Consider the following 19841-nt stretch of genomic DNA (forward strand, 5'->3'; position numbering starts at 1 on the left):
TCATCTGGACTCCACACAAGCCCGGCATGATCACGCGGTGGCCGCTTCGCGTCGCGTCACCACGCCGACCATCACGAAGTCCGGCTGTCGTACTAGGAGCCAGTTGCGGGAGGTATCAATTTGCCAGCGCTGAATCTATAGTCGGGACTGGGGGTGCTGAAGTGTGCGTCCCGTGCAGGTGCGAGGTCCCATGAACCAGCAGGGCGACGACACGACTCGATCTATCACATCGGCATCACTGTGTGTTGATTCGGGCCCCGCGCTGGGCACGATCATTTCCGTGCCCGTGGAGCCTTTAATTCTCGGCAGGACCGGCGGCGTATCGTTCTTGCGCGCCGATCCTGAGGTCTCCCGCCGGCATGCGCAGGTTCGAGCTACCCGTGATGGGCACATCGAGGTCGAAGATCTGGATTCTGCGAATGGAACCTACGTAAATGACAAGCGCGTGTGGCAAAGCGTGCGCCTCAATGATGGTGACACCCTAATAGTCGGGTCTACCCATCTGACGGCGCTGTTGCCTCAGCGGACGATTCACGGCGTCGACTGGCTTGCGGAGGGGCAACGGCTGCTTGAAGGCGCTCAGCCAGTCGCGAGCAGGCAAGCGTTCAGCCGGGCACTCAGCGACTCAGGCGATCCCGCCGGCGCCCACTACGGGCTAGGAATGGTCGCATTGGTCGAGGGTGACGTGGCCGCCGCCGCGAACTCCTTCAGATCGGCACTCACGATCCACCCTCGCCACAGCAACGCGCTTTACCAACTTGGCGCGATCGCGGAACGGCAGGGCGACATCGAGGCGGCTCGGCAGCTGTATCGGTCCGCGATTGAGGTGAACGCATCGCATGCCGGCGCGCAGTCCCGGTTGCGGGCTCTCGGGCTACCCGCTGCGGTGCAGTCTGGCCCTCCGCCTGCCGAACAAATCAGCATCGATCCCATCGAGCCCGGGGTCCTTAGTCTCCTGAAACAGGACCCGAGCCTGATCTCACGGCAGACGGTGGAACTAATATCTGAGCTGGAGGACGAGGTCAGTCCGAGATTCGCAGCGTATGTCGGCAGATACTTCGTCCAAATCGGCTGCGTTGCCGCGCTAGGGGGCATCCTCGCTGCCTTCGTGCTCGCTGACCCCTATAACGGTGGGGGACACTCCAGCGGTCTAGAAGATTCCAGCGGTTCGGCAGGCGGGCTATTCGTCGTAGCCCTATTTGTCATGGCGGCCGTCGCTTTAGGTTGCTACGCATTGGTAAAGACAACGCGTGTGCGTATCGCACAAGGCCGTCTCCAGATCGAGCGCGGCATCCTTCACAGACGTCTCGATAACGTTGACCTCTGGCGAGTCCTTAACGTGAATCTGGACCGCACGCTCGTTAACAGGCTCACGGGCGACGGAACGCTTGAATTTACGCTTTCGCTGGACCAGTCGGACGAGTCCCGGCGCGGACGAAAGAATGACCGAATTGTGAAGGTCACCGGAATCGCGGAAGGTAAAGATCTGGTAGAGCTGCATCAAAGGCTGCTGAACCTCACCTTTCTTCTCCGTGGAAATCCCATCATCAAGGGCATCATCCAATGAACCACCGCTCTCAGAACCGGATCCCTCGGAACGGCAAGGACGCGCGCTCAAACAGAGAGGGTGACCGGGCTTGCGTCGGGTCCCGAGCCGTTGCTCGTCCGTCAAACTCCTCTGAACTTGACGTTCCTGATTCGCGGCAACCCCATCATCAATGGCATCATTTAGTAGGAGGCGTGGGCCGGTGCTTGAGAACAACGATCTTGCTTCGGAGCTAGGACCGGCGAGCGATCCCGTAGCCGAGGCTGCGCGCGCCGACGTAATCGCTGGAGTGCTCGCCGAGATTGTGACCGAAGTGGCGCAGGAGAAGGCCCCACCAGGCGCGAAGGTTGTGGTAGGAATCAAATCGGTCGAGCACGAGATCGGGTATGGACGCGATGAGGCCCTCTATCACTTTGAAGGTAGGGCCACGCTTATCCCCCTCGCTCCCGGGCGGCTGGATGGTGACGTCCCGCCGCCCTCACCGGCAGTGCCTCTGCTCCCCTCTCCGCACGAACTGGAGGAACTTCGTGAGCAAACATCCCTCCTGCCGCAGGTTACGGATCAGCCCGCCAGTCCCCCTTCACAAGAGGCGCCCATCTACGGCGTTCCGCAAACTGTGACGTTCTGGTTCGGCGGTGTCAACTTGCGGACTGGCGAGATGTTCTCAACTCCTGAGGCGCTCGAAAAAGGGGTCGATGACCTTGCCGGCCGGTTCGTGCCCAAGCTACCTCTTGGACTTGAGTCCCCCTTAGTGGAGCCGCAGGACTTCTTTTCGCTGGGAAAGGCGCTGAACAGCGGAAAAGACATCGCTGCCGCGGTCGCAGGCGCGCTGTTTCGGGAAGGCATGCAGAAGTTGGGTGAGGATTCCATCGAGGCATGGGGCAAGAACTGGTTCGGCGCCAAGCCTGAAGGACGCGCACCGCTCGATCGGCACGACGTTGATGCGGTCAAGGTTCTCGCGGACGTGGTCAAGGCTCTGCGTGAGTTGGGTGAGGACACTTTCAACGAAGCCGCTAAGGAACTACGCGCATCCCGAGAGGAGAGCGAGGCACCCGAGGACAGCATCCCCGCCCCCGCCCTGGTGAGTACCCCGACATGGGTCACAGACGCAGAATTCTTCGGACCATCCACGCCCGAACCGACCGCACCCACCGACACTCCTCCAGACCCGTCTCCCACCCCCGCTGGTTCACAAGACCGTGCACCACAACGCTTCGACGTGGCAGAGGAGGTTCGCCAGAACGAGCTGAACCTTGAGGTAGAGGCGAATCGGGAGTTCAATCTCGTTGAGACTGCAGGCACACCCGGCGAGGCGCAACCGGGTGTGCAAGGCTCGGAAGGCGTCCCGATGGGCTTTGATCCGTCGGGAGGGGCGCCCGATGCGATGGGAAGTCCTGTGGGGCCGATGGGCTTTGATCCGTCGGGAGGGGCGCCCGATGCGATGGGAAGTCCTGTGGGGCCGATGGGCTTTGATCCGTCGGAAGGGTCGCCCGAGATGTCAGAGTCGTTCAATCAAAGCCCTTCGGATGCGCTCCCGGGGACCGAAGCTGGTGCCGATATGAGCGGCGACTCACCGGCCGGTGCCGACGCGGATTGAGCCTGCGAGTCCGCAGCATCGAGGACCACGGTCGCCCACGGCAACGGCTCCCGCGCAACGCTGTTCCACCGAGGAGGTCGGCCGCCCGGCACGCCGCCGACGGCCGGCAACATGACCTGTGACCAGCGCGCTGACCTGCATGTTCTTCCTGTAGGGAGGCGGGACTCGAACCCGCGGCCCAGGGATTATGAGAGCTGTGAGGATCATGGCGTGCTGTCCCGGATCGCGGTTTGACCCGTATGAGAGCAGAGCGCAGTGTCCTGGCTTGGATCTGTCGGCTGTGGTGCGGGGCAGTGCTTGCCGTCACCGGTCCGGCGGGGCGTGTCCCAATAGGGGCCTTGCCGTGAACAAGGCGCCATCACAGCTTTGACCGCCCCTGCCGGCCCGGTGTTGGCCATCGTGTGCCCGTACCGAACAGGAGTCCGACAGCCGTGACCAGCATGCCTCAGGCGGTAGCGACCGACCAATCCGACACCTGCGCCGAGGAGGTGGTGCTCGGAGTGGATACCCACAAGGACACGCATGTCGCCGCCGTGGTGACGGTGCTGGGCGGGGTGATCGAATGCAAGGCTTTCCCCACCACCACGGCCGGGTATCGGAGTCTGCTGGCCTGGGCGCGCGGCCTTGGCCTGGTGCACCGAGCCGGGGTGGAATGCACCGGCTCTTACGGTGCCGGGCTGACCCGCTACCTGCTCGGCGAGGGTGTCGAGGTGGTGGAGGTCAACCAGCCTGACAAGGCAACCCGCCGTCGACGGGGCAAGACCGACACCATCGACGCCCAAGCCGCGGCGCAGGCAGTGATTTCCGGTCGCGCCACTGCGACCGCGAAGACCTGCGATGGGCCGGCGGAGATGACCCGGATGCTCAAGCTGGCCAAGGATTCCGCGGTTAAGTCCCGCACGCAGGCGATCAATCAACTCAAGGCCGTGCTGGTGTCGGCCGACGCCGGGCTGCGGGACTCGCTGGCCGGGCTGAGCACCCCGATCTTGATCCGCCGCTGCGCGGAACTGGCCCCGGCCGATCGCGATCACTGTGCCGATACTGCGGGCGTCGCCCGCTACACCCTGGCGCTGCTGGCCGAGCGCATCCACCGGTTGGCCGAGGAGATCCGCGAACTGAACCACCGATTGACCACCGTCATCAACGCACACAGGCCGCAACTGCTCCAGCGGGTGGGCATCGGCCCGGACAACGCCGCCGCCTTGTTGATTACCGCCGGCGATAACCCCGACCGGCTCGGCAGCGAGGCGTCCTTCGCCGCCCTGTGTGGTGCCAGTCCGGTCGAGGCGTCCTCGGGGAACACCCAGCGCATGCGCCTCAACTACGGCGGCGACCGGCAGGCCAACGCCGCGCTGTATCGCATCGTGCTGACCCGGCTGCGCTGGCACGCCCCCACCCGCACCTACCTCGAACGCCGCCTCACCGAAGGCAGGACCCGCCGCGAAATCATCCGCTGCCTCAAGCGGTACGTCGCCCGCGAGGTCTACCCGCTCCTGCGGCCAGCTCCTGCTGTCGAACACGCGGCTCAAGCGGCGCCATGACCACTTGACGAACATAGGGGCATCCACGCCAGTTGTCACTCCGGTTGACTTCAGGCTGCAGGAGTACAGGACTCGGCCGCTCTAACCGGCTCTGTCCACTCTCTTAGACGCGATTTCATGGCACGAACCATGGCACGCGATGGCGGTGTGGTCCGATGTCGAAGGCGAAACGGCCGGCGAGGAACAGCTGGTCGACGCTCGCGGGAGTCAGCGACCTATTGGCCAACCAAGGCCTAGCACTGGCCGCCCCAGGGTGGCCAGTGCTGACGTGCACCGATGAGAGACAACCTCGCATCGGCGTACGTCGTACAGCGGGCTACTTGGCTGCAGCGATCGAATCCCGGGTGTGCTGCGCACCTTGTCGACCGGTCCGGTGTCGCAGGCTCCCACCGAGGCGACTCGTCTGTGCGCCACAGGGTGGCTCGGTCGCCGGCGTTGTTCGCAGCTCCTCAAGCCGGCAGTGCGGGGCCGGTTGGTCCCGAGATTGCAGAGCGCTGTCGAGTCCGTCAGCACGGCCCGGGCAGTCTTTGCGTGAAGCCCACATCGCAACAGGCGTGGGCCACGGACACTGCGTCGATGTCGCTGCTGGACCATCGATGTATTGGGCCATGGATGATTGCCCGTCTTGATGCCGATCGCGACCTGAGTCTCGCAAATGGGCACCGTTCTTCACCGGCGGCGTCTTGCCCTTGACACTCTCTGCAGCTTGGGCGGACCCTCAAGTAATGCGGGAGTCGCGGCCCGATCGCACCTGACCTAGCTGCGCTTTCGCGGGGGTGAGTTTTGCGATGACCGTACTCGCGAGTCATGTTTACTACTTTGAAGTGGGCGCCGGCGTGTGGCGGGGGAACTTTACGTTCCACGTAACGTCCTGGCGACGCCTCACACAGAGTCGTGTCGGACTCAAGCATCAACTGCTTGTGTTAGCAATGCATGTCACCCAGCGGATCGGTGGCGCGGCTCGTCTCGATTCCACCATCCTCCCGCAGCCAACGGAGGGTGAGTTCGGTGTCGCAGAGAATACCGTAAAGATCTCTAAGCTCGGCTTCCCGCTGTACCTGCTTCGGGAGCGTTACCTGCTGTCCGGTGACGGCGTCGGAGTCACAGTCGAGGCAGCGGAACAGTTCGGTCCGCTGCCTCGATTCATGACACGTACCTTCGTCTATCAGGCGGAGATTCGCGATGGAGGAATGGCGTCGATCTACTTCATGCCATTGCTGGGCGACGAATGGACGGCGACGTATCACGTCGGTTCGGACAGGAAGACTCTCAAGGGTGACTTGGTTTGTGACTGGGCGAGAGCAAAGGAGGTCGCGCAGCGTGTGGGGGGCGACAGTACGTGACGAGTCTCCAGAATCAGTCCGCTGCGGAGAGGGTCGCGCTGATACGAGAGAGACTCGTTGACTATCTCGCCAGGTACGAGCAGGCCCACTATCCAGAAGCCGTCTTCGCCTACGAGTATCTACTACTGACGAAGAAGCTAGAACTGGCCCTCGCAGAGGGAGAACCAGCCTTCCTCGATCCGCCATGGGTAGCAGACCTCGCCACATCCTTGGCGGCGGAGTACTTCTCAACGATGGACGCGATCGATCGTTGGGTCGCGTCCAGTGGAGACAGCCGACAGTCGAAGGTGGTGCCTAACGACCTGCCCGAGGTCGTCCCTGAGCCGTGGCGCGAAGTGTATGTAGCCTCAAGGGGTAGTCGTTCATACGTTCTTGAAGATGCGCTGTTTGCGATGATGGCGCACATCTCGTATGACCTTCCGATTGCCCTGCTACACATGGCCGATCGCATGGACGTGAGCGTGCACATCGCGGACTTCCATCGAATGAACGACGTACTCGGGACAGCGATAGACGGAATACAAGATGACCTCGCATCTCGGTATTCATGGGCATTGGCAGATCTGGACCTGTTGTTCACCGGTCAGGACGAGTTGTTCAGCAACTATGGGATCCGGTTGTCACGTGGAATGGCGTGGTACAACTTTGAACGGCTCACTGACCCGCTGGCCCGCGCGGCCGCAGAGGAGTCAATCAAGAGAAGCACAGGTGCGCTCATTAAGCAGCTGCGCGAGCCAGACGACTGGAAGCTTCGCATGGCGCTACGCATGGCCCGTCTCCTGATTCCGGAGAGGCGGCAGTGGCCATCACGTCCTCTCAAGTGACCGGTACCAGAAGCGCCGATGGGCGAAGGCCTCGGCCCGGGAGCGATCGCAGCCGGGCAGGATCGTCGCCTTCGGCCCTGGAGGCGAGGTGTGGTATCTAGCGGTGGGGCGGTGGGATGGAGGCGTGCCTCGCGTTCTTGGGCAGAATGGCGTCGGGAGCACATCCCATCGAGAAAGGGAATCATGGCCGAACCCGGCGTGACCCGCGTTGCCGTCTACATCGACTTCGACAATATCGTGATCTCGCGCTACGACCAGGTGCATGGTCGTAGCCAGTTCCAGCGTGACAAGGTGCGGGCGTTCGACCGGGCGGAGACGTCGGCCGAGCCCGACATCGCAGACAAGCTCAGGCGCGCCACGGTCGACATCGGCGCAGTCATCGACTTCGCCTCATCGTTCGGCACGCTCGTCCTCACGCGCGCCTACGCGGACTGGTCAGACCCCGTCAACGCCGACTACCGCGGGCAACTGGTCAGCCGCGCAGTGGACCTGGTGCAACTGTTTCCCGCCGCCGCCTACGCCAAGAACGGTGCCGACATCAGACTGGCCGTAGACGCGGTAGAAGACATGTTCCGCCTCCCGGACCTGACCCATGTCGTGATCGTGGCCGGAGACTCCGACTACATCGCCTTGGCCCAACGCTGTCGACGCCTTGGCCGCTACGTCGTGGGCGTGGGGGTGGCCGGATCGACCAGCAGATCGCTCGCCGCAGCCTGCGACGAGCTCGTGACCTACGATGCGTTGCCCGGTGTCATACCCATCGACACCGCCCAGTCGGCGACCGAACAACCGGAAACCCCCAAGGCCGAACCCGACGGGCGGGCCGGGACCTCCTCCCAACCCGGCTCGCGACGTACCAGGCGCCCGGGCGCCGCGGTGCCCAACGAGGCCGATCCCGACTCCGAAGACCCCCAGCAGTTGGCAACGAGTCTCCTCGAACGGGCGCTGCGCCTGGGACACGAGAAAGACGACGCAGACTGGCTGCACAGCTCCGCGGTGAAGAGTCAGATGAAGCGCATGGACCCGTCCTTCAGCGAGAGGGCACTCGGCTACCGATCGTTCTCGGACTTCGTGAGGTCACGGGAAGCCGTCGCCGAACTCGACGAGACAACCACCGCACGGCTCGTACGGCTCAATCCGACGCTGGCCGAGCGGTAGCGGATGACGCAAACCGGACCAACGATCTAGGCCAGCGACGCCTCGCCGCCACACGAAGGCGGCCACACCCACGGTCGCTACCCCCTGCGATCGAACATCCGACCGCTCGAAGGCCTGACCTGCGGATTAAAAGCCCGACGGCCGTTGCCACAGCGGTCGACTTCAGGCTCCGGGAGTTCGTAGCCTGACCCGATCTGACCCCTTTGCCAACACTATTTGACTCCAGTTGGCCCCACGACTGGCCCCACGTCATCGGCACCTGGCGAGTACTCTCCCACCGACGTGGGCAGCTCAGCACGGTGCCGATAGCCGCCGCTATGTCCTGGGTTCAGCACAGGTTTCCATGCGACTGAGGCGGCGGATGGGGTGAGCCGACCGCCGAGTCGAAGATGATGTTGGTCTTCGCGTCTTTGTGCCTGCGCTCTTTCGAAGTAGCAAGCCTGTCTGGTTGCCCTCGGCTTGGTGTCGTTCCAACCACCTCAGACTTCTAGTTGGTGGCTCGCGCGGGGCATGGTTTCGTGCCGGCCTGGCGCTAAGGCTCGGCCGGCCTTCAGAGTTCGCCGCCGAGTGCATCGACGAGACCCTCTCGGGTCACGCCGAGGCGGAAGAGCAGGTCAGCGTCCGCCTCGTTGTCAGGGTCGATCTGATCTGGCAGCTGTCCTGCGATCGAATCGGCAAGGTCGGGTCCGTAGGCGCGGCGAATGATCGCAAGCGCCTCGGCTTTCGTGTGAATCGCCATGGCTCCTCGCTTTCAGAGTCTTGGACGTGATCGCCCACCTACCATTCGACTCCTCGGCGATCTCAACGGGAAGCCGTGTGGAGTCGACCTCGGCGGCCGACTCATCGCAGTCATCCTGGCGTCCAGCTGTGGCGACGCCACCTGTCTGCGCATTGGTCAGCCCTGCCGCTCTCGCGCATGGCTCGTCGCCCACTCGAGCGCGTAGTCGGCCACTTGCTCCCAGCCAGGCTCGACACCGGTGAAGTGCGAGCGGTCCGGAAACTCGTAGGTCTCAGTCAGCGCCTCGGAATTGCGGTACTTCTTCGCGTTCGAACGGATCACCGAGGGCGGCATCAAGTGGTCTTGGCCGCCAATGATGAACAGCAGCGGAGCACGGTCGTCCAGGTCGTAGTCGACCCAGGTCTCCTGGTGACCCGGCTTCCAGTTGGCTATCAGGCCGTACGCCCACACCCAACTGCCGGGCGCCGGGATGTGGAGAAGGTCGTATGCCGCGTCGGATTCCTCCCGGCTAACCGTGTTGGCAAAGGCATAGTGGAACTGCTCCTTGGTGAAGCCCACCGCGCGGTGCCGGTTGGCCGGGTTCTTGAGGACCGGGAACAGGGACTTGATCTGGGACGGCGGGTTCACCCGCACGCCCTCGGGTGGCGCCGAGTCGATCACCACGGCGGCCGCGCCGATGCCGCGGTTGACCAGGAGTTGGGTGAAGGTCCCGCCGAACGAGTGGCCCATGATGATCGGCGGACGTTCCAGGCGCTCGACCACCTCGCTGAGATGGTCGAGCGTTTCGGTCACGGAAGCCTCGGCGATGATCTCGGGCTTTTCACGCAAGGCCTCCACCTCGATCTCGAATCCGGGGTACGACGGCGCGATGACTTCATGTCCCTTCGCCCGGTAGTACTCCACCCAGCGGTCCCAGCTTCGGGCAGTCATCCAAAGCCCGTGGATCAGCACGATCGGCAAGGCATTGCTCGTCTGCTCGCTCATGATGCTCCTTCTGATGGGGGATGCAGCCATCGTCGAACCCTCGGGCAGCGGTCGCAAGACTCCGCAGGGATCAAGTCGCGGCCCAGAGAGGTGACCCTCGGCTCGTCGGATCCGCCAGCCAAGGGCGAAGAATGGATTATGAGCGGTACGCGGTGACGGCGCGAGGCGCACTCATCACGGCGGCGATGCGTCGTACGACGCTGACTTATGGCGAACTCGCTATGGCTTTAGACCTTCCCGACGACGTTCCGCTACCGCATCACGTCAACGGAGTTCTACGCCGTGTCTCTGCAGAGTGCATCGCGCGGGGCGAGCCATCCTTAGCGGTGATCGTCGTCAACCGCCAGACTGGCAAACCCGGGGAGGAGCGGCGGGCCCTTCAATTTGCGATTGACGTGATCAAACCGGGCGGCGCTGTCAGGGCAGGCATCGGTTGCCCGACATCGTCGGCCGCGAGCGACCATCCAACGAGCGATGGGCGCTCAGCGAACACGCAGGAACGGAGGAACGACTACTCCCGCCACGCCAGAGTCGAGGTCCTGAGGGCCGCGTCGGCAACACGCATAGCGAACTCGGTCTTGAGTGCCGCACGGGACGAGTCAATCCAGTCTTGGATCTTCCTCGCGCCGACATCGCCGTATTCCACGGCTTGGATCAGGCACTCCAGCTTGTCGGCGTCCTTCGCGCAGATCGCTTCGATCGTTCCCTGGGCCTCGTATTCGGCCACGGCCTCAATGACCGATTGGGCCGAACGGCTTGGCAGACCAGCGACTTGATCGGCCGTGATCGCCTCGTTCGGCCGGGCAGTCACGTATGGCTTTGCGCTGTGGGGGATGTCGCCGATGCGGGTCTCCTGGGAGTCGTGCCACAGCCCGAGATAAGCCGCGCGGGCGGGATCGCCTCCTTCCTCCGCGGCGATAAGAGCAGCGAGTTGGGCTACGCGGAGGCTGTGTTCGGCGACCGACTCGGGGTCGCGGATGCCGGCGTGCCACCAACCCGAACGCCGAAGCCGTTTGAGTACGCCCATCTCGTAGGCGAACGCTGCGGTTCCTGTCGCGTCCTGGTCGTACGACTCGGTCATATGATCGCCCTTCCTTGCTAGCGGCCGGCCAACTGAGCCGCGAACCGTAAGTTTGCCAGTTCCGTCCGAGCGTGGCGGCTGAGGGCCGGGGTGTCGGCCTGCTCGATGACCTCGAACATGCGATCGCGGAGGGTCGCGCTGGACTCGAGGAGGTCGCGGCGAGCCATGACGAGGCCCAGCAGGCTGTGGATGTTCATCTCGGCGTTCTTCGGATCGGTGAGGTGGCCTGTCAGGTGTTCGATCAATCGGCGGCCTGACCAGAGGTCGGACCCAGCGGTCAGCATCGCCTGGTCGTCGGGGTATGTCTCGGGAATCTCACCCAGCCAGTACGCCCAGTACGTGAGCGTGCCAAGGAGTTGCTTGTTCTCCGTGAGCGTTCCCTGGATGAAGTGACGGATTGGTTCCGGGTCTCCCTGTCGAGCCAGGGCCAAGCTAGCGGATCGTGTCGCGATGCCGCCCGGGACGTCGCGGAGGTCTACTGCTCGGATCGCGATGCGTCCGTGCTGGTCTGCGAGCCATGTGGCTGAGGAAGGCCGGTTGTCGAAGCCCAGCATGTAAGTGGCCTGCCGGCGGATCAGTTGGGTGCGGTCATCGGCTGCCTCGGCAGCAACCAACATCTGGTCGAAGAACGACCGTTGTTGGACCGAGGTTAGCTGAGGACGGTCTGCGACAGGTCCGCGCGACTTCGGCAAGGGAAGGTCGCGGACAACCGATGGCACCACACCCGTGAAGGGCCAAGTTGCGAAGGCGACGAAGTCCCGGCGGTGGACGGCGTGGCCGAGCGGGTTATCTCGCACCGACATCAGTGTCCCGCCCGCATTTATGCAGGTGGTGAGAAACTCGTCAGCCTCGACCGCCAGGGGCAACTGCGAGACAGCCCCCACTGGTGCGCCAAGCGAGGCGAGGGCGCGTCCAAGGCGAAGCAGATCGGAGCCCTTCAACGCGCAGAGCGGCCTGCGCCCGCTCTCCCAACCTTGAATGGTGCTGTCGTCAACGACCAGCTGTTCAGCCAGCTCGACCTGAGTTAAGCCGAGCGAGCCCCGGAGCAGCTTCAGTAGAAAGCCTGCAACCGCCCCGCTCTCCGGGCCTTCTGGGAAACCCTGCACCCCAGTCAGAGTTCGCGCTCTCACCACCGCGTCAGCTGCCTCCCCGATTGTGCTGGCGGACGGTTGAACCCGCACTAGCAGTCAGTTCCTCGCTGGTCACCACCAGTATTCACTAGTTCGTATGGAAGCAGAGAGCAACAAGAGGGGGTGCGAGTGTCATCCGCGGTGGTTGTCGTTGGTTTGCAGACGTTCCTCGACAACCGCGAGCCGGCGTTCGAGGTTCTCTACGGTCTCGCGTAAGGCGATCAGTTCGTCTGCCGGCCGCTCCGTCCCGGCGGCAGCCACGAAGACGCCCCGTCCCTGCTGTGAATACACGAGGCCTTCGTCCCGCAGCAGATCAACGGCCTTCTGCAAGGTCATGAGCGCCACACCCCACTCGCTGGCTAGCTCGCGGCCCGAGGGGAGTCTGACCCCGGGGGCAAGGTCGCCAGACCGGATCGCCGCACGGAGCCCGTCAGCAACCTGCACGTAGGGCGGTCTGGGGTCGTTGATGTCCACCGTCATATCTCAACGGTAGTCGACCTAGATAACTAGATCGGTCTACAGGCGAAGTCTTGCACGCCCAAGTGACCTAGGTTAACCTAGGTCAACCTAGTTAACTCTTGATAAGGAGAGCCGCAGTGAGTGAAGTCACGAAGCCCAGTGAGGCCATCAGGAAGTTCCTCAGCGTGGCTGCAGCCGCCGAGGTGCTCGGGCTGTCCGAGATGACCCTCTACCGGGTGATCCAGGCGAACTCGTTCCCGGCGGTCCGAGTCGGCCGCAGGTTGTTCATCCCGAGCCAGGCCCTCGACGACATGGCCACCGCGGCTATCGCCAGTGGGGGAGTTGTCGATGCGGCCGAGTGGCGGCCCGCGCAGGTCGCGGGATGAACCGCGGAGCCGCGCAGCAACAGCACGAGATTACGGACCGGCCCCGCACGGGCGCCAACCAGAACAGGGCCGGTTCTCCCATCACTCAGGTACGAGTTCGAGAGGTCTACAGCATGACTGACGCAGATCCCGCCGGCACGGACTGGGTGCCGAGGCTTGGATCGTTGCAGGTGCCGCCGCAGCGCGCGGCGCTGATTCGTAGCTTGTTCGAGTTCGCGGCGTTCGTGGCAGATCATCCCGAGTTGCCGCTGCCAACGGTCAACGCGCTGATGATTCCTGGCGGTGAGCGCTTCTCCGAGGGCATGCGAGAGGTTGAAGCGACCGCCACGGCCCTGGGTGTGACCCCGGCCCTGGCCGCCGATGGTGCCTACGTCGCGTCGCGGAGGATCGGTCTGGTGTGGGTGCGGTGTGTGGTGAGGCCAACCCCGTACGGAACTGATCGTGACGAGACCTTGAATGCGCACGCCAGCACCGGGCGGCTCGGTCACCGGACCGCGGCGGACACCGCCCGCGAGTACGGCGCCGGAGGTGCGCGATGAGCAGCGGCACGGAGCTTGACCTTGCATGGCGGATGCACGACTCGGCCGCTGCGGCGGTTGACCGGGCCGACACGAAGGCCGGTTTTGCCGCGACGGTGGAGACTGCTGCGGCGGCGGTGGTTCTGAACCTGCTGTCGCAGGCGCACGGCGCGCCGCTCGCGGTGCGCGTGCTGTTCGGCTTGTCGTTGGTGGTGCTCGCAGTCGCGTTGACCGCTGCGATGCTGGTTGTCACTCCTCGCTTGCATGCCCCGGGCGACACGCTGGTGCCGGGGGAGTTCTTGTACTTCGGTGCCGTGCGGCTGCGGTCGATTGACCAGCTGCGCAAGCATCTGGCTCCGAAGAACTACGGCGAGACGGTCGCGGAGCCGTGGGAGGCGATCAGCCACCAGGCCAAGCGGCTGTCGGAGATCGCGTGGGCCAAGCACCGGCTGGTGCGGGTGTCGTTCACGGCCGCTGGGGCCGGCGCTGTTCTGGCGGTCGTTGCGGTGGTTCTGGGTGGTGGTTCGCGATGAACCGGCGGCCGACTGCTCGTGAGGGTGTTGTCATGCCGAGGTTCGCGGCGGTGTCGGTGGTCGTGACGGCGGCCGGTTTGGCGCTGGCCTTCGGCGCCCAAGCGCCACTGGCCGTCCAGGTGGGTACGTGGCTGGCGGCCACTGGCGGCGTCGGGGTCGCGACCTCGGCGCTGCTGTTCTGGCGGGTCGGTCCCGGTCTGCTGCTCGCGCTGCCGCTGTGGCTTGGACTGGCCGGTGCAGTCGCGTCTGCGACTGGTGCGCCGGGTGACGCGGGCCGGTGGCTGATCGCCGCGGGTTTGCTGGCGGGTGCGTCGGTGTGCCTGGTCGCGGTGAATCGCCCGATCGGCGGCGGCCTCACGATCGCCGGGTGGTCGCTCTATGCCGGGCTCTTGCTGCGGGCTCTGCCGGAGCAGGTCGGCGCGCACAGGTATTGGTGGCTGCTGGTCGCGGCCGGCGCTCTGATCTGCACGGTCACGGTGGCCCAGGTGGTGATGTCGCGCTCGAGTTCGCGGGGTTTGCTGCGACGGCTTGGCCGGGCCGGTCGCGAGACCGATGGCCTGGCGTCGATGTGGGACGTATGGTGCGGGTCGTCGGCGCGAGTGCTGCGGAAGAAGGCCCCACAGGTCCGGCCGAGCCTGGCGGCGGTGTCGCGATGGAAGCGCCGCAACGTCGCGTTGACCCAGCTGGGCGTCAAGATCGCCCGGGTCGGGCTCATCGGCGTGTGGTCGTCCGCGGAGGACCACACGATCACCTTCGGTGGCCCGCGCAAGGGCAAGACCCAGCTGATCATGAACTGGGCGCTGGACGCGCCCGGTGCTCTGATCACCACGTCGACCAAGCTCGACGTACTCGCACTGACGTACCGTCGCCGGTCGCGGCGGGGACCTGTGTGGGTGTTCGACCCTTCCGAGGTCATCCGGCCCGCCTCGAAGCAGGCAGACCAGCTGGAGGCCGACGGCGTCACCTACGTGCGGTTCAACCCGCTGGTCGGTTGCGAGAACGCAGCGGTCGCGATGGACCGCGCCGCGGACCTGATCGACGGCATCGGCCGGTCGAAGAACGACGGGCAGGGCGAGCGGTGGGACGGGTTCGCCAAGCAGACCCTTCAGTCCCTGCTACACGCCGCCGCGCTCGGCGCGTACTCGATGTACGACGTGCAGCAGTGGGTCGCGCACCCGTCGGAGGCCGCGGAGCGCGCGGTGTTGTACGAGCTGAAGGACGCCGGCCCTGCGGCCGCCGGCATGCATCAGGAAGCCAAGCAGTTCTTCCGCAACAACCCCAACACGCAGTCCAGCATCAGCACGACGATCATGCCCGCGCTGAGCTGGCTGTCGGTTCCGACCGCTGCCGCCTCGGCCGCGGCCGGTGGGCAGCAGTTCGACGTCCAGCAGTTGCTCGACCAGACCGGCACGGTCTACCTGATCGGCGCGGAGGACAAGAAGACCGCGCCGCTGGTCACCGCTCTGACTGCCCAGATCGCTCGGCAGGCCAAGGCGATCGCGGCCGGGATGCCGGGCGGGCGGCTCGACCCGTTCCTGTCGATGGTGCTCGACGAGGCCGCGCTGATCTGCCTGATCCCGCTGGACCAGTGGTCGGGCGACTTCGGCAGCCGCGGGATCTGCATGCACATCGTGGCCCAATCGCGGGCGCAGATGCGAGAACGGTTCGGCGACGCCGCGACCGGTGCCTTGCTCACCAACACCGGCACGAAGATCGTCTTCGGCGGGACCGGTGACGCGGAGGATCTGCAGTACTGGGCAACGCTAGCCGGCGAGCGCGAAGAACCCGCGATCACGAAGGACCGGGGGACCGGTTCGCGTTCGGAGAGCACCCGCAAGACGCAGGTGCTCACCCCGGGCCAAGTCTCGCAACTGCGGTCGAGGCAGATGCTGGTCATCGGCAACGGAATGCCGCCCGCGATCGTGAAGGCGCGCATGTTCTACCAGCGGTGGGACGTGCGCACCGAGCGGCTCGCCCGCAAGGCCGAGCACGCCCACGCCCGGGTAGCCAGGTTCGCGCACTGGGTCGGTCAGCGGCGCCCGATGCTGGCCGTGACGCGGACCTCGACAGCGGTCGAAGACAGGCTCGGCGCGTGGATGGTCGAGCAGTTCGGGTGGATGCTCGCCCCGTTGACCGGTGACGCCCAGGTCGCCGCCGGCGGCGAGGTCATCGAGCCCGCGCCGACCCGCCGGCGACCGACCCGCGGCGCCGCGCTGCGGCGTCCCTCGGGCGTGCTCGCTCGGCTGGAAGCGGCCGACCCGGTCCGCGAGTTCGTGGCCCGGCTGCGCCTCAACAACGCCATGTGCAAGGCCCGCGCCGCGCTGGCTGCGCGCACAGACCGCCCGGTGGACCGGGAGGTACGCCGATGAAGTGGCCAGCAGCAACCAACATCCAACCGTTGACCGGCACGGTCGTGACCATCTGCGGATCGACCCGCTTCCGCGCCGACATCGCCCGCGTGAACCGCGAGCTGACGCTGGCGGGATACATCGTGCTGGCGCCCGGTGTCTTCGCCCACGACGGCGACGAAGTCACCGACCAGGACAAGGCACGGCTCGATCGACTGCACCTGGCCAAGATCGACCTCGCGTCGTACGTCTACGTCGTCAATCCCGGCGGGTACGTCGGGGAGTCGACCCGCCGCGAGATCGACTACGCGACCCGGACCGGCAAGCCGGTCTGGTACCTCACCGGGGCCGTCTCATGACGGGCCCTGGCGTGGAATGGGTAGAGCTGTGGGACGGCCGCCGCTGGCCCGGACGGGTCCGCGACGGCGTACCGGAGTTCGGTTTCGGGATGGCGCCGCCGGGGCTGTCGACCCGGCGCCAGCTGCGGGACCGCGGCCTGTGCCGAGGCGGGCAGGAACCCTTCGCGCGGCTGGTGTGGAAACGCGACCGCCGTTTCGCCTGGCTGTACGTCGACGCACACGCCAAGCCGAAGCGCACCGCAACGGACGCCCAGTTGACGGCGGTCGGCAAGGCGCTCGCGGCACGGAAGCTGTGCGCCGAGTGCGGGCCGGTCGACCACTTCGTGCGCACGACCGACCAGCTGTGCGGCGACTGCCACGAGGCCGGAGTCACACCCCCCGGCGACGAGGCCGCGACATGGCGGGTCCTGCACGAGTGGCAGAGCGACACCGACGCGAGCGACGACGTGGCCCCGGCGGTCGACCGCGCCGCCGAGGCCGCCGCCCGCGCCGCGGCGCAGACCCGGCACACCGAGCAAGCAACAGACGACGCCACGCGGGACGAGCAATTGGCCCGCTGGCACCCCGACGACCACGCCGAGCACGGCTCCGGCGACGACGACCACACCGGAGCGGATCGCTTCGGCGCGATGGAGGCAGGTGCGGCATGACGACGAACTTTGGGGCCGCAGGCAACGAACTGCGGGCGCGGTGGAACTGCCAGGAACTCGCCGACCGGTACGGCCTGGACGCAGTCCCCGCCTACGACCAGGACGGCAGCGCGACCGGCTGGATCGCCGTCGACCCAGCCGCACTGGAGGACCATCTCTACGCCTACGCCGAGGAAGGTGACGAGATCGACGACGGCCAGGGCGACGGCGCAGAGGAGGACCAGGAGTGAAGCACACCGATCACGGCGACCCTGAGCAGACCGCGAAGAAGGCGGTTGCGGCGCTGGCCCGTACCGTCGACCAGCTGTCGCGCGATGTCCAGGCGCTCAAGGGCGGGATGCAGCAGACCGCGGCCAAGGCCGAGGTGACCCGGCTGGCCGGCGTGGTGACCGAGCTCGGCGAGACCGTCATGCAGGTCACCGGCCACTCCGGCGGCCAGAAGACCGCCGACGTGGAGCCAGTCCGGTCGTGGCTGCGGCTGCCCGAGGACGAGGCCGCTGCCGAGACGGTGCTGAGCGAGCTGGTGCCGTGGCTGCAGACCGTCTATCTGCGCTACGGCGACGCGCGCGAGACGCTGCCGCCGTGCTGGCTGTGGCATCCCGACATCGTCGAGGAGCTGCTGTGGCTCATGGACGCGTGGACCTCTGCGTTCTACGGCCCGGACGCGTCGCTGCGGCTGGTCGGGGACTGGCACGACCGGCAACGCCCCGGCGTCATGCGACGGGTCGGCATCTACGCGGGCGGCTGCGACCTGCCGACCCACCGCGACCACGCGGGGGAGACCGCGGCCGTCGTGCCGCTGATCGACGACCTTGACGGGTTCGTCAAGTGGTGGGCCGCGGACCGCGACAACAACGGCCCGGAGCCCACGCGGGAGCAGATCCAGGCCGGTCGCCGCGGCGGCCTGGCCGCCGTGCCGGACCAGGACGGAGGCTACCGATGAACACCTTCACCAACCTGCTCGACGCCCTGACCCGCGGCGAGAGCCTCACCGCGCCCCAGAGCGCGGTCGTTCTCGCGACGGGGCTGATGACGGTCGCTGCGGTTGCCGGCTTGGCGCTGATGATCCACCGCGCGACACGTGCTGTTGCCCGAGGTAACTGGACAGGTCGCCAGGTGCTGATCGTGCTAGCGATCCTGGTGGCGTTCACCGTCGCCGGAATCGGCGGTGTGCAGTCGTTCCGCGCCGTCTCGGAGAAGTTCGACAGCGCGCTGGTTCCGCTGGTCGCCGACGGCATGGTGATCGCCTGCACCGCGCTGCGGCTGGCCGCGTTGACCCGCGGATGGCGGATCCCGGGCGCGCTGCTCACGACCAACGTGTTCATCGGCGGCACCGTCAGCTTGAACATCGACGCCGCCAACGGCCAGGCAGACAAGGCGATCGCGCACGCACTCGCGCCGCTGGCCTACGCGGTGCTAGTCGAGATGCTCGCGCACATGCTGCGGCTGCACCTGAAGCTGTCGCAGCCGGCCCGGGCGAAGCTGTCGGCGCTGACCTGGTTCACCTCACCGGTCATCACGACGCGGGTCTGGTTGCACCTGTCCCGCACGGGCGCGACCGACCCGGTCCAGGCCCGGGCGCTGGTCCAGCAGGTCGTCCGCATGTCGTCGCGACTGAACACGATCTGCCCGAGCCGCCGCGGCTTCCCGCTCGACTCGGCACGCGCCGCGCGGTCGGCGGCGTTGCAGACGATCCGCGACGGCCTCCTGACCGCAGGCGAACTCGCCGCGCTGCTGCCGACCACGGGCCGGATGACCGCAGGGGAGCTGCTGGCGATCGTCGATTCCGCGGCCCTCGGTCTGGCCGTCGACGACCAGCAGTCGCGGGCCGAGTTTCCGGCCTGGCTGGTCCTGTACCTGCTCGCCGCACACCGCGACCAGATCGACCCGACTCCGGTCGACTCGGCAGACGACGAGCCGGGCGAGAACGCCGAGCCCGAGCTTCTGCCTGCGTGGGCCGTCGGGTACGTGTTCGGAGCGCTCCACCAGCAGAGCCTCACCCGCACCGTCGACGAGCAGAGCACCCCCACCAGTGCACCGCTCCAGGCCCGGAACGGTGCACACGCACCGCACCACGACAGCCGCACCAGTGCACCCACGCCAGTGCAGCCCGCACCCCGCTCCGGTGCACCTGCTCCGGTGCAGCACTCGACCTCACCGGAGCAGGCCGGTGCATCGGTGATCAGTGCACCTGTCGCCGAGTCTGCACAGAGCGGTGCGGGCGGTCGAGGCAAGCGGTCCGACGAGAGCTACGTGGCTGAGTTGCTGGAGCTGTCGCGCACCAAGCACGGCGGCAAGGCGCTCACCCAGCGCCAGATCACCCGCGAGACGGGTGTCGGGTTCCCGAAGGCCCGGCGGCTCGCCGAGCTCGCCGGGTGGGTCGAGCCCGCCGACGGCGTTGCTTCCGGCGCACCCGTCGTCAACGACCACGACGACACGACCGGACCCGATGCCAACGGCAACGACCAAACCCCGGAACAGCACAACACGACACCAGAAGAAGCCCGCGAACTCGAAACGAGCAGCAACCGATGAAGCACACCACCCAGCGGCACCCGATCCACAGATCAAGCACCCGGATGAGGACCATCCAGCAGTCAGTAGGCACCTACAGGATGAAGAACCTCGATACACACCATTGCATC

Annotated in this window: 20 protein-coding genes; 15 read left to right on the plus strand and 5 right to left on the minus strand. The window is 66.0% G+C overall.

The window, feature by feature from the left end; translation table 11 throughout:
- Nucleotides 1-190 precede the first annotated feature (190 nt).
- From EV652_RS08620 to EV652_RS08645, 6 genes are all read left to right on the plus strand, one after another.
- Nucleotides 191-1567, plus strand: coding sequence for an FHA domain-containing protein (locus tag EV652_RS08620; RefSeq protein WP_132208513.1), 1377 nt, complete (start codon nt 191-193; stop codon nt 1565-1567).
- Between the two features lie 181 nt (nt 1568-1748).
- The gene (locus EV652_RS08625; protein ID WP_132208514.1) at nt 1749-3143 is read left to right on the plus strand and encodes a hypothetical protein; all 1395 of its coding nucleotides are present in this window, start codon (nt 1749-1751) and stop codon (nt 3141-3143) included.
- A gap of 440 nt (nt 3144-3583) precedes the next feature.
- Entirely contained in the window at nt 3584-4684 is a 1101-nt protein-coding gene (locus tag EV652_RS08630; RefSeq protein ID WP_132209139.1) for an IS110 family RNA-guided transposase, read from the plus strand.
- A 788-nt stretch (nt 4685-5472) separates the two neighbouring features.
- A complete protein-coding gene (locus tag EV652_RS08635) occupies nt 5473-6027 on the plus strand; it encodes a hypothetical protein (protein WP_132208515.1) in 555 nt (184 codons plus the stop codon).
- Entirely contained in the window at nt 6024-6851 is an 828-nt protein-coding gene (locus tag EV652_RS08640) for a DUF5995 family protein (protein WP_132208516.1), read from the plus strand. The genes EV652_RS08635 and EV652_RS08640 overlap by 4 nt, the downstream gene beginning before the upstream one ends.
- 183 nt (nt 6852-7034) lie before the next feature.
- Nucleotides 7035-8009 (plus strand): NYN domain-containing protein, encoded by a 975-nt coding sequence (locus EV652_RS08645; RefSeq protein WP_132208517.1) that lies wholly within the window; start codon nt 7035-7037, stop codon nt 8007-8009.
- 550 nt (nt 8010-8559) lie between these two features.
- Here EV652_RS08645 and EV652_RS08650 read toward each other — a convergent pair.
- The 5 genes from EV652_RS08650 to EV652_RS08670 all read right to left on the minus strand — a co-directional run bounded on the left by EV652_RS08650 (nt 8560) and on the right by EV652_RS08670 (nt 12423).
- The gene (locus EV652_RS08650) at nt 8560-8748 is read right to left on the minus strand and encodes a hypothetical protein (protein WP_132208518.1); all 189 of its coding nucleotides are present in this window, start codon (nt 8746-8748) and stop codon (nt 8560-8562) included.
- A gap of 156 nt (nt 8749-8904) precedes the next feature.
- Nucleotides 8905-9732, minus strand: a complete 828-nt coding sequence (locus tag EV652_RS08655; protein ID WP_132208519.1) for an alpha/beta hydrolase — start codon at nt 9730-9732, stop codon at nt 8905-8907.
- Between the two features lie 511 nt (nt 9733-10243).
- Nucleotides 10244-10813: an HD domain-containing protein gene (locus EV652_RS08660; RefSeq protein WP_132208520.1), complete on the minus strand. Its 570-nt coding sequence runs from the start codon at nt 10811-10813 to the stop codon at nt 10244-10246.
- Nucleotides 10814-10830: 17 nt separating this feature from the next.
- Complete coding sequence (locus EV652_RS08665) at nt 10831-11919, minus strand: helix-turn-helix domain-containing protein (RefSeq protein WP_242001653.1); 1089 nt, start codon at nt 11917-11919, stop codon at nt 10831-10833.
- A gap of 156 nt (nt 11920-12075) precedes the next feature.
- On the minus strand, nt 12076-12423 hold the full coding sequence (locus tag EV652_RS08670) for a GntR family transcriptional regulator (RefSeq protein WP_132208522.1): 348 nt from the start codon (nt 12421-12423) through the stop codon (nt 12076-12078).
- A 116-nt stretch (nt 12424-12539) separates the two neighbouring features.
- Between EV652_RS08670 and EV652_RS08675 the strand changes: the two genes are divergently transcribed.
- The 9 genes from EV652_RS08675 (at nt 12540) to EV652_RS08715 (ending at nt 19731) form a co-directional block, all read left to right on the plus strand.
- Nucleotides 12540-12788 carry a helix-turn-helix domain-containing protein gene (locus tag EV652_RS08675; RefSeq protein ID WP_132208523.1) on the plus strand — a complete coding sequence of 83 codons (249 nt, stop codon included), beginning with the start codon at nt 12540-12542 and terminating at the stop codon, nt 12786-12788.
- Nucleotides 12789-12901: 113 nt separating this feature from the next.
- On the plus strand, nt 12902-13327 hold the full coding sequence (locus EV652_RS08680; RefSeq protein ID WP_132208524.1) for a hypothetical protein: 426 nt from the start codon (nt 12902-12904) through the stop codon (nt 13325-13327).
- Nucleotides 13324-13839, plus strand: a complete 516-nt coding sequence (locus EV652_RS08685; protein WP_132208525.1) for a Pycsar system effector family protein — start codon at nt 13324-13326, stop codon at nt 13837-13839. Before EV652_RS08680 ends, EV652_RS08685 begins: the two co-directional genes overlap by 4 nt.
- Nucleotides 13840-13871: 32 nt before the next feature.
- The gene (locus EV652_RS08690; RefSeq protein ID WP_158441119.1) at nt 13872-16208 is read left to right on the plus strand and encodes a type IV secretory system conjugative DNA transfer family protein; all 2337 of its coding nucleotides are present in this window, start codon (nt 13872-13874) and stop codon (nt 16206-16208) included.
- Nucleotides 16205-16546: a hypothetical protein gene (locus EV652_RS08695; protein WP_132208527.1), complete on the plus strand. Its 342-nt coding sequence runs from the start codon at nt 16205-16207 to the stop codon at nt 16544-16546. Before EV652_RS08690 ends, EV652_RS08695 begins: the two co-directional genes overlap by 4 nt.
- Nucleotides 16547-16557: 11 nt before the next feature.
- Entirely contained in the window at nt 16558-17196 is a 639-nt protein-coding gene (locus EV652_RS44525; protein ID WP_199238083.1) for an RRQRL motif-containing zinc-binding protein, read from the plus strand.
- A complete protein-coding gene (locus EV652_RS08705; RefSeq protein ID WP_132208528.1) occupies nt 17193-17426 on the plus strand; it encodes a hypothetical protein in 234 nt (77 codons plus the stop codon). Before EV652_RS44525 ends, EV652_RS08705 begins: the two co-directional genes overlap by 4 nt.
- A complete protein-coding gene (locus tag EV652_RS08710; protein ID WP_132208529.1) occupies nt 17423-18139 on the plus strand; it encodes a hypothetical protein in 717 nt (238 codons plus the stop codon). The genes EV652_RS08705 and EV652_RS08710 overlap by 4 nt, the downstream gene beginning before the upstream one ends.
- On the plus strand, nt 18136-19731 hold the full coding sequence (locus EV652_RS08715; protein WP_132208530.1) for a DUF2637 domain-containing protein: 1596 nt from the start codon (nt 18136-18138) through the stop codon (nt 19729-19731). Before EV652_RS08710 ends, EV652_RS08715 begins: the two co-directional genes overlap by 4 nt.
- Nucleotides 19732-19841: the final 110 nt, after the last annotated feature.

The sequence above is a fragment of the Kribbella steppae genome (assembly GCF_004342025.1).
Classification (GTDB): Bacteria; Actinomycetota; Actinomycetes; order Propionibacteriales; family Kribbellaceae; genus Kribbella; species Kribbella steppae.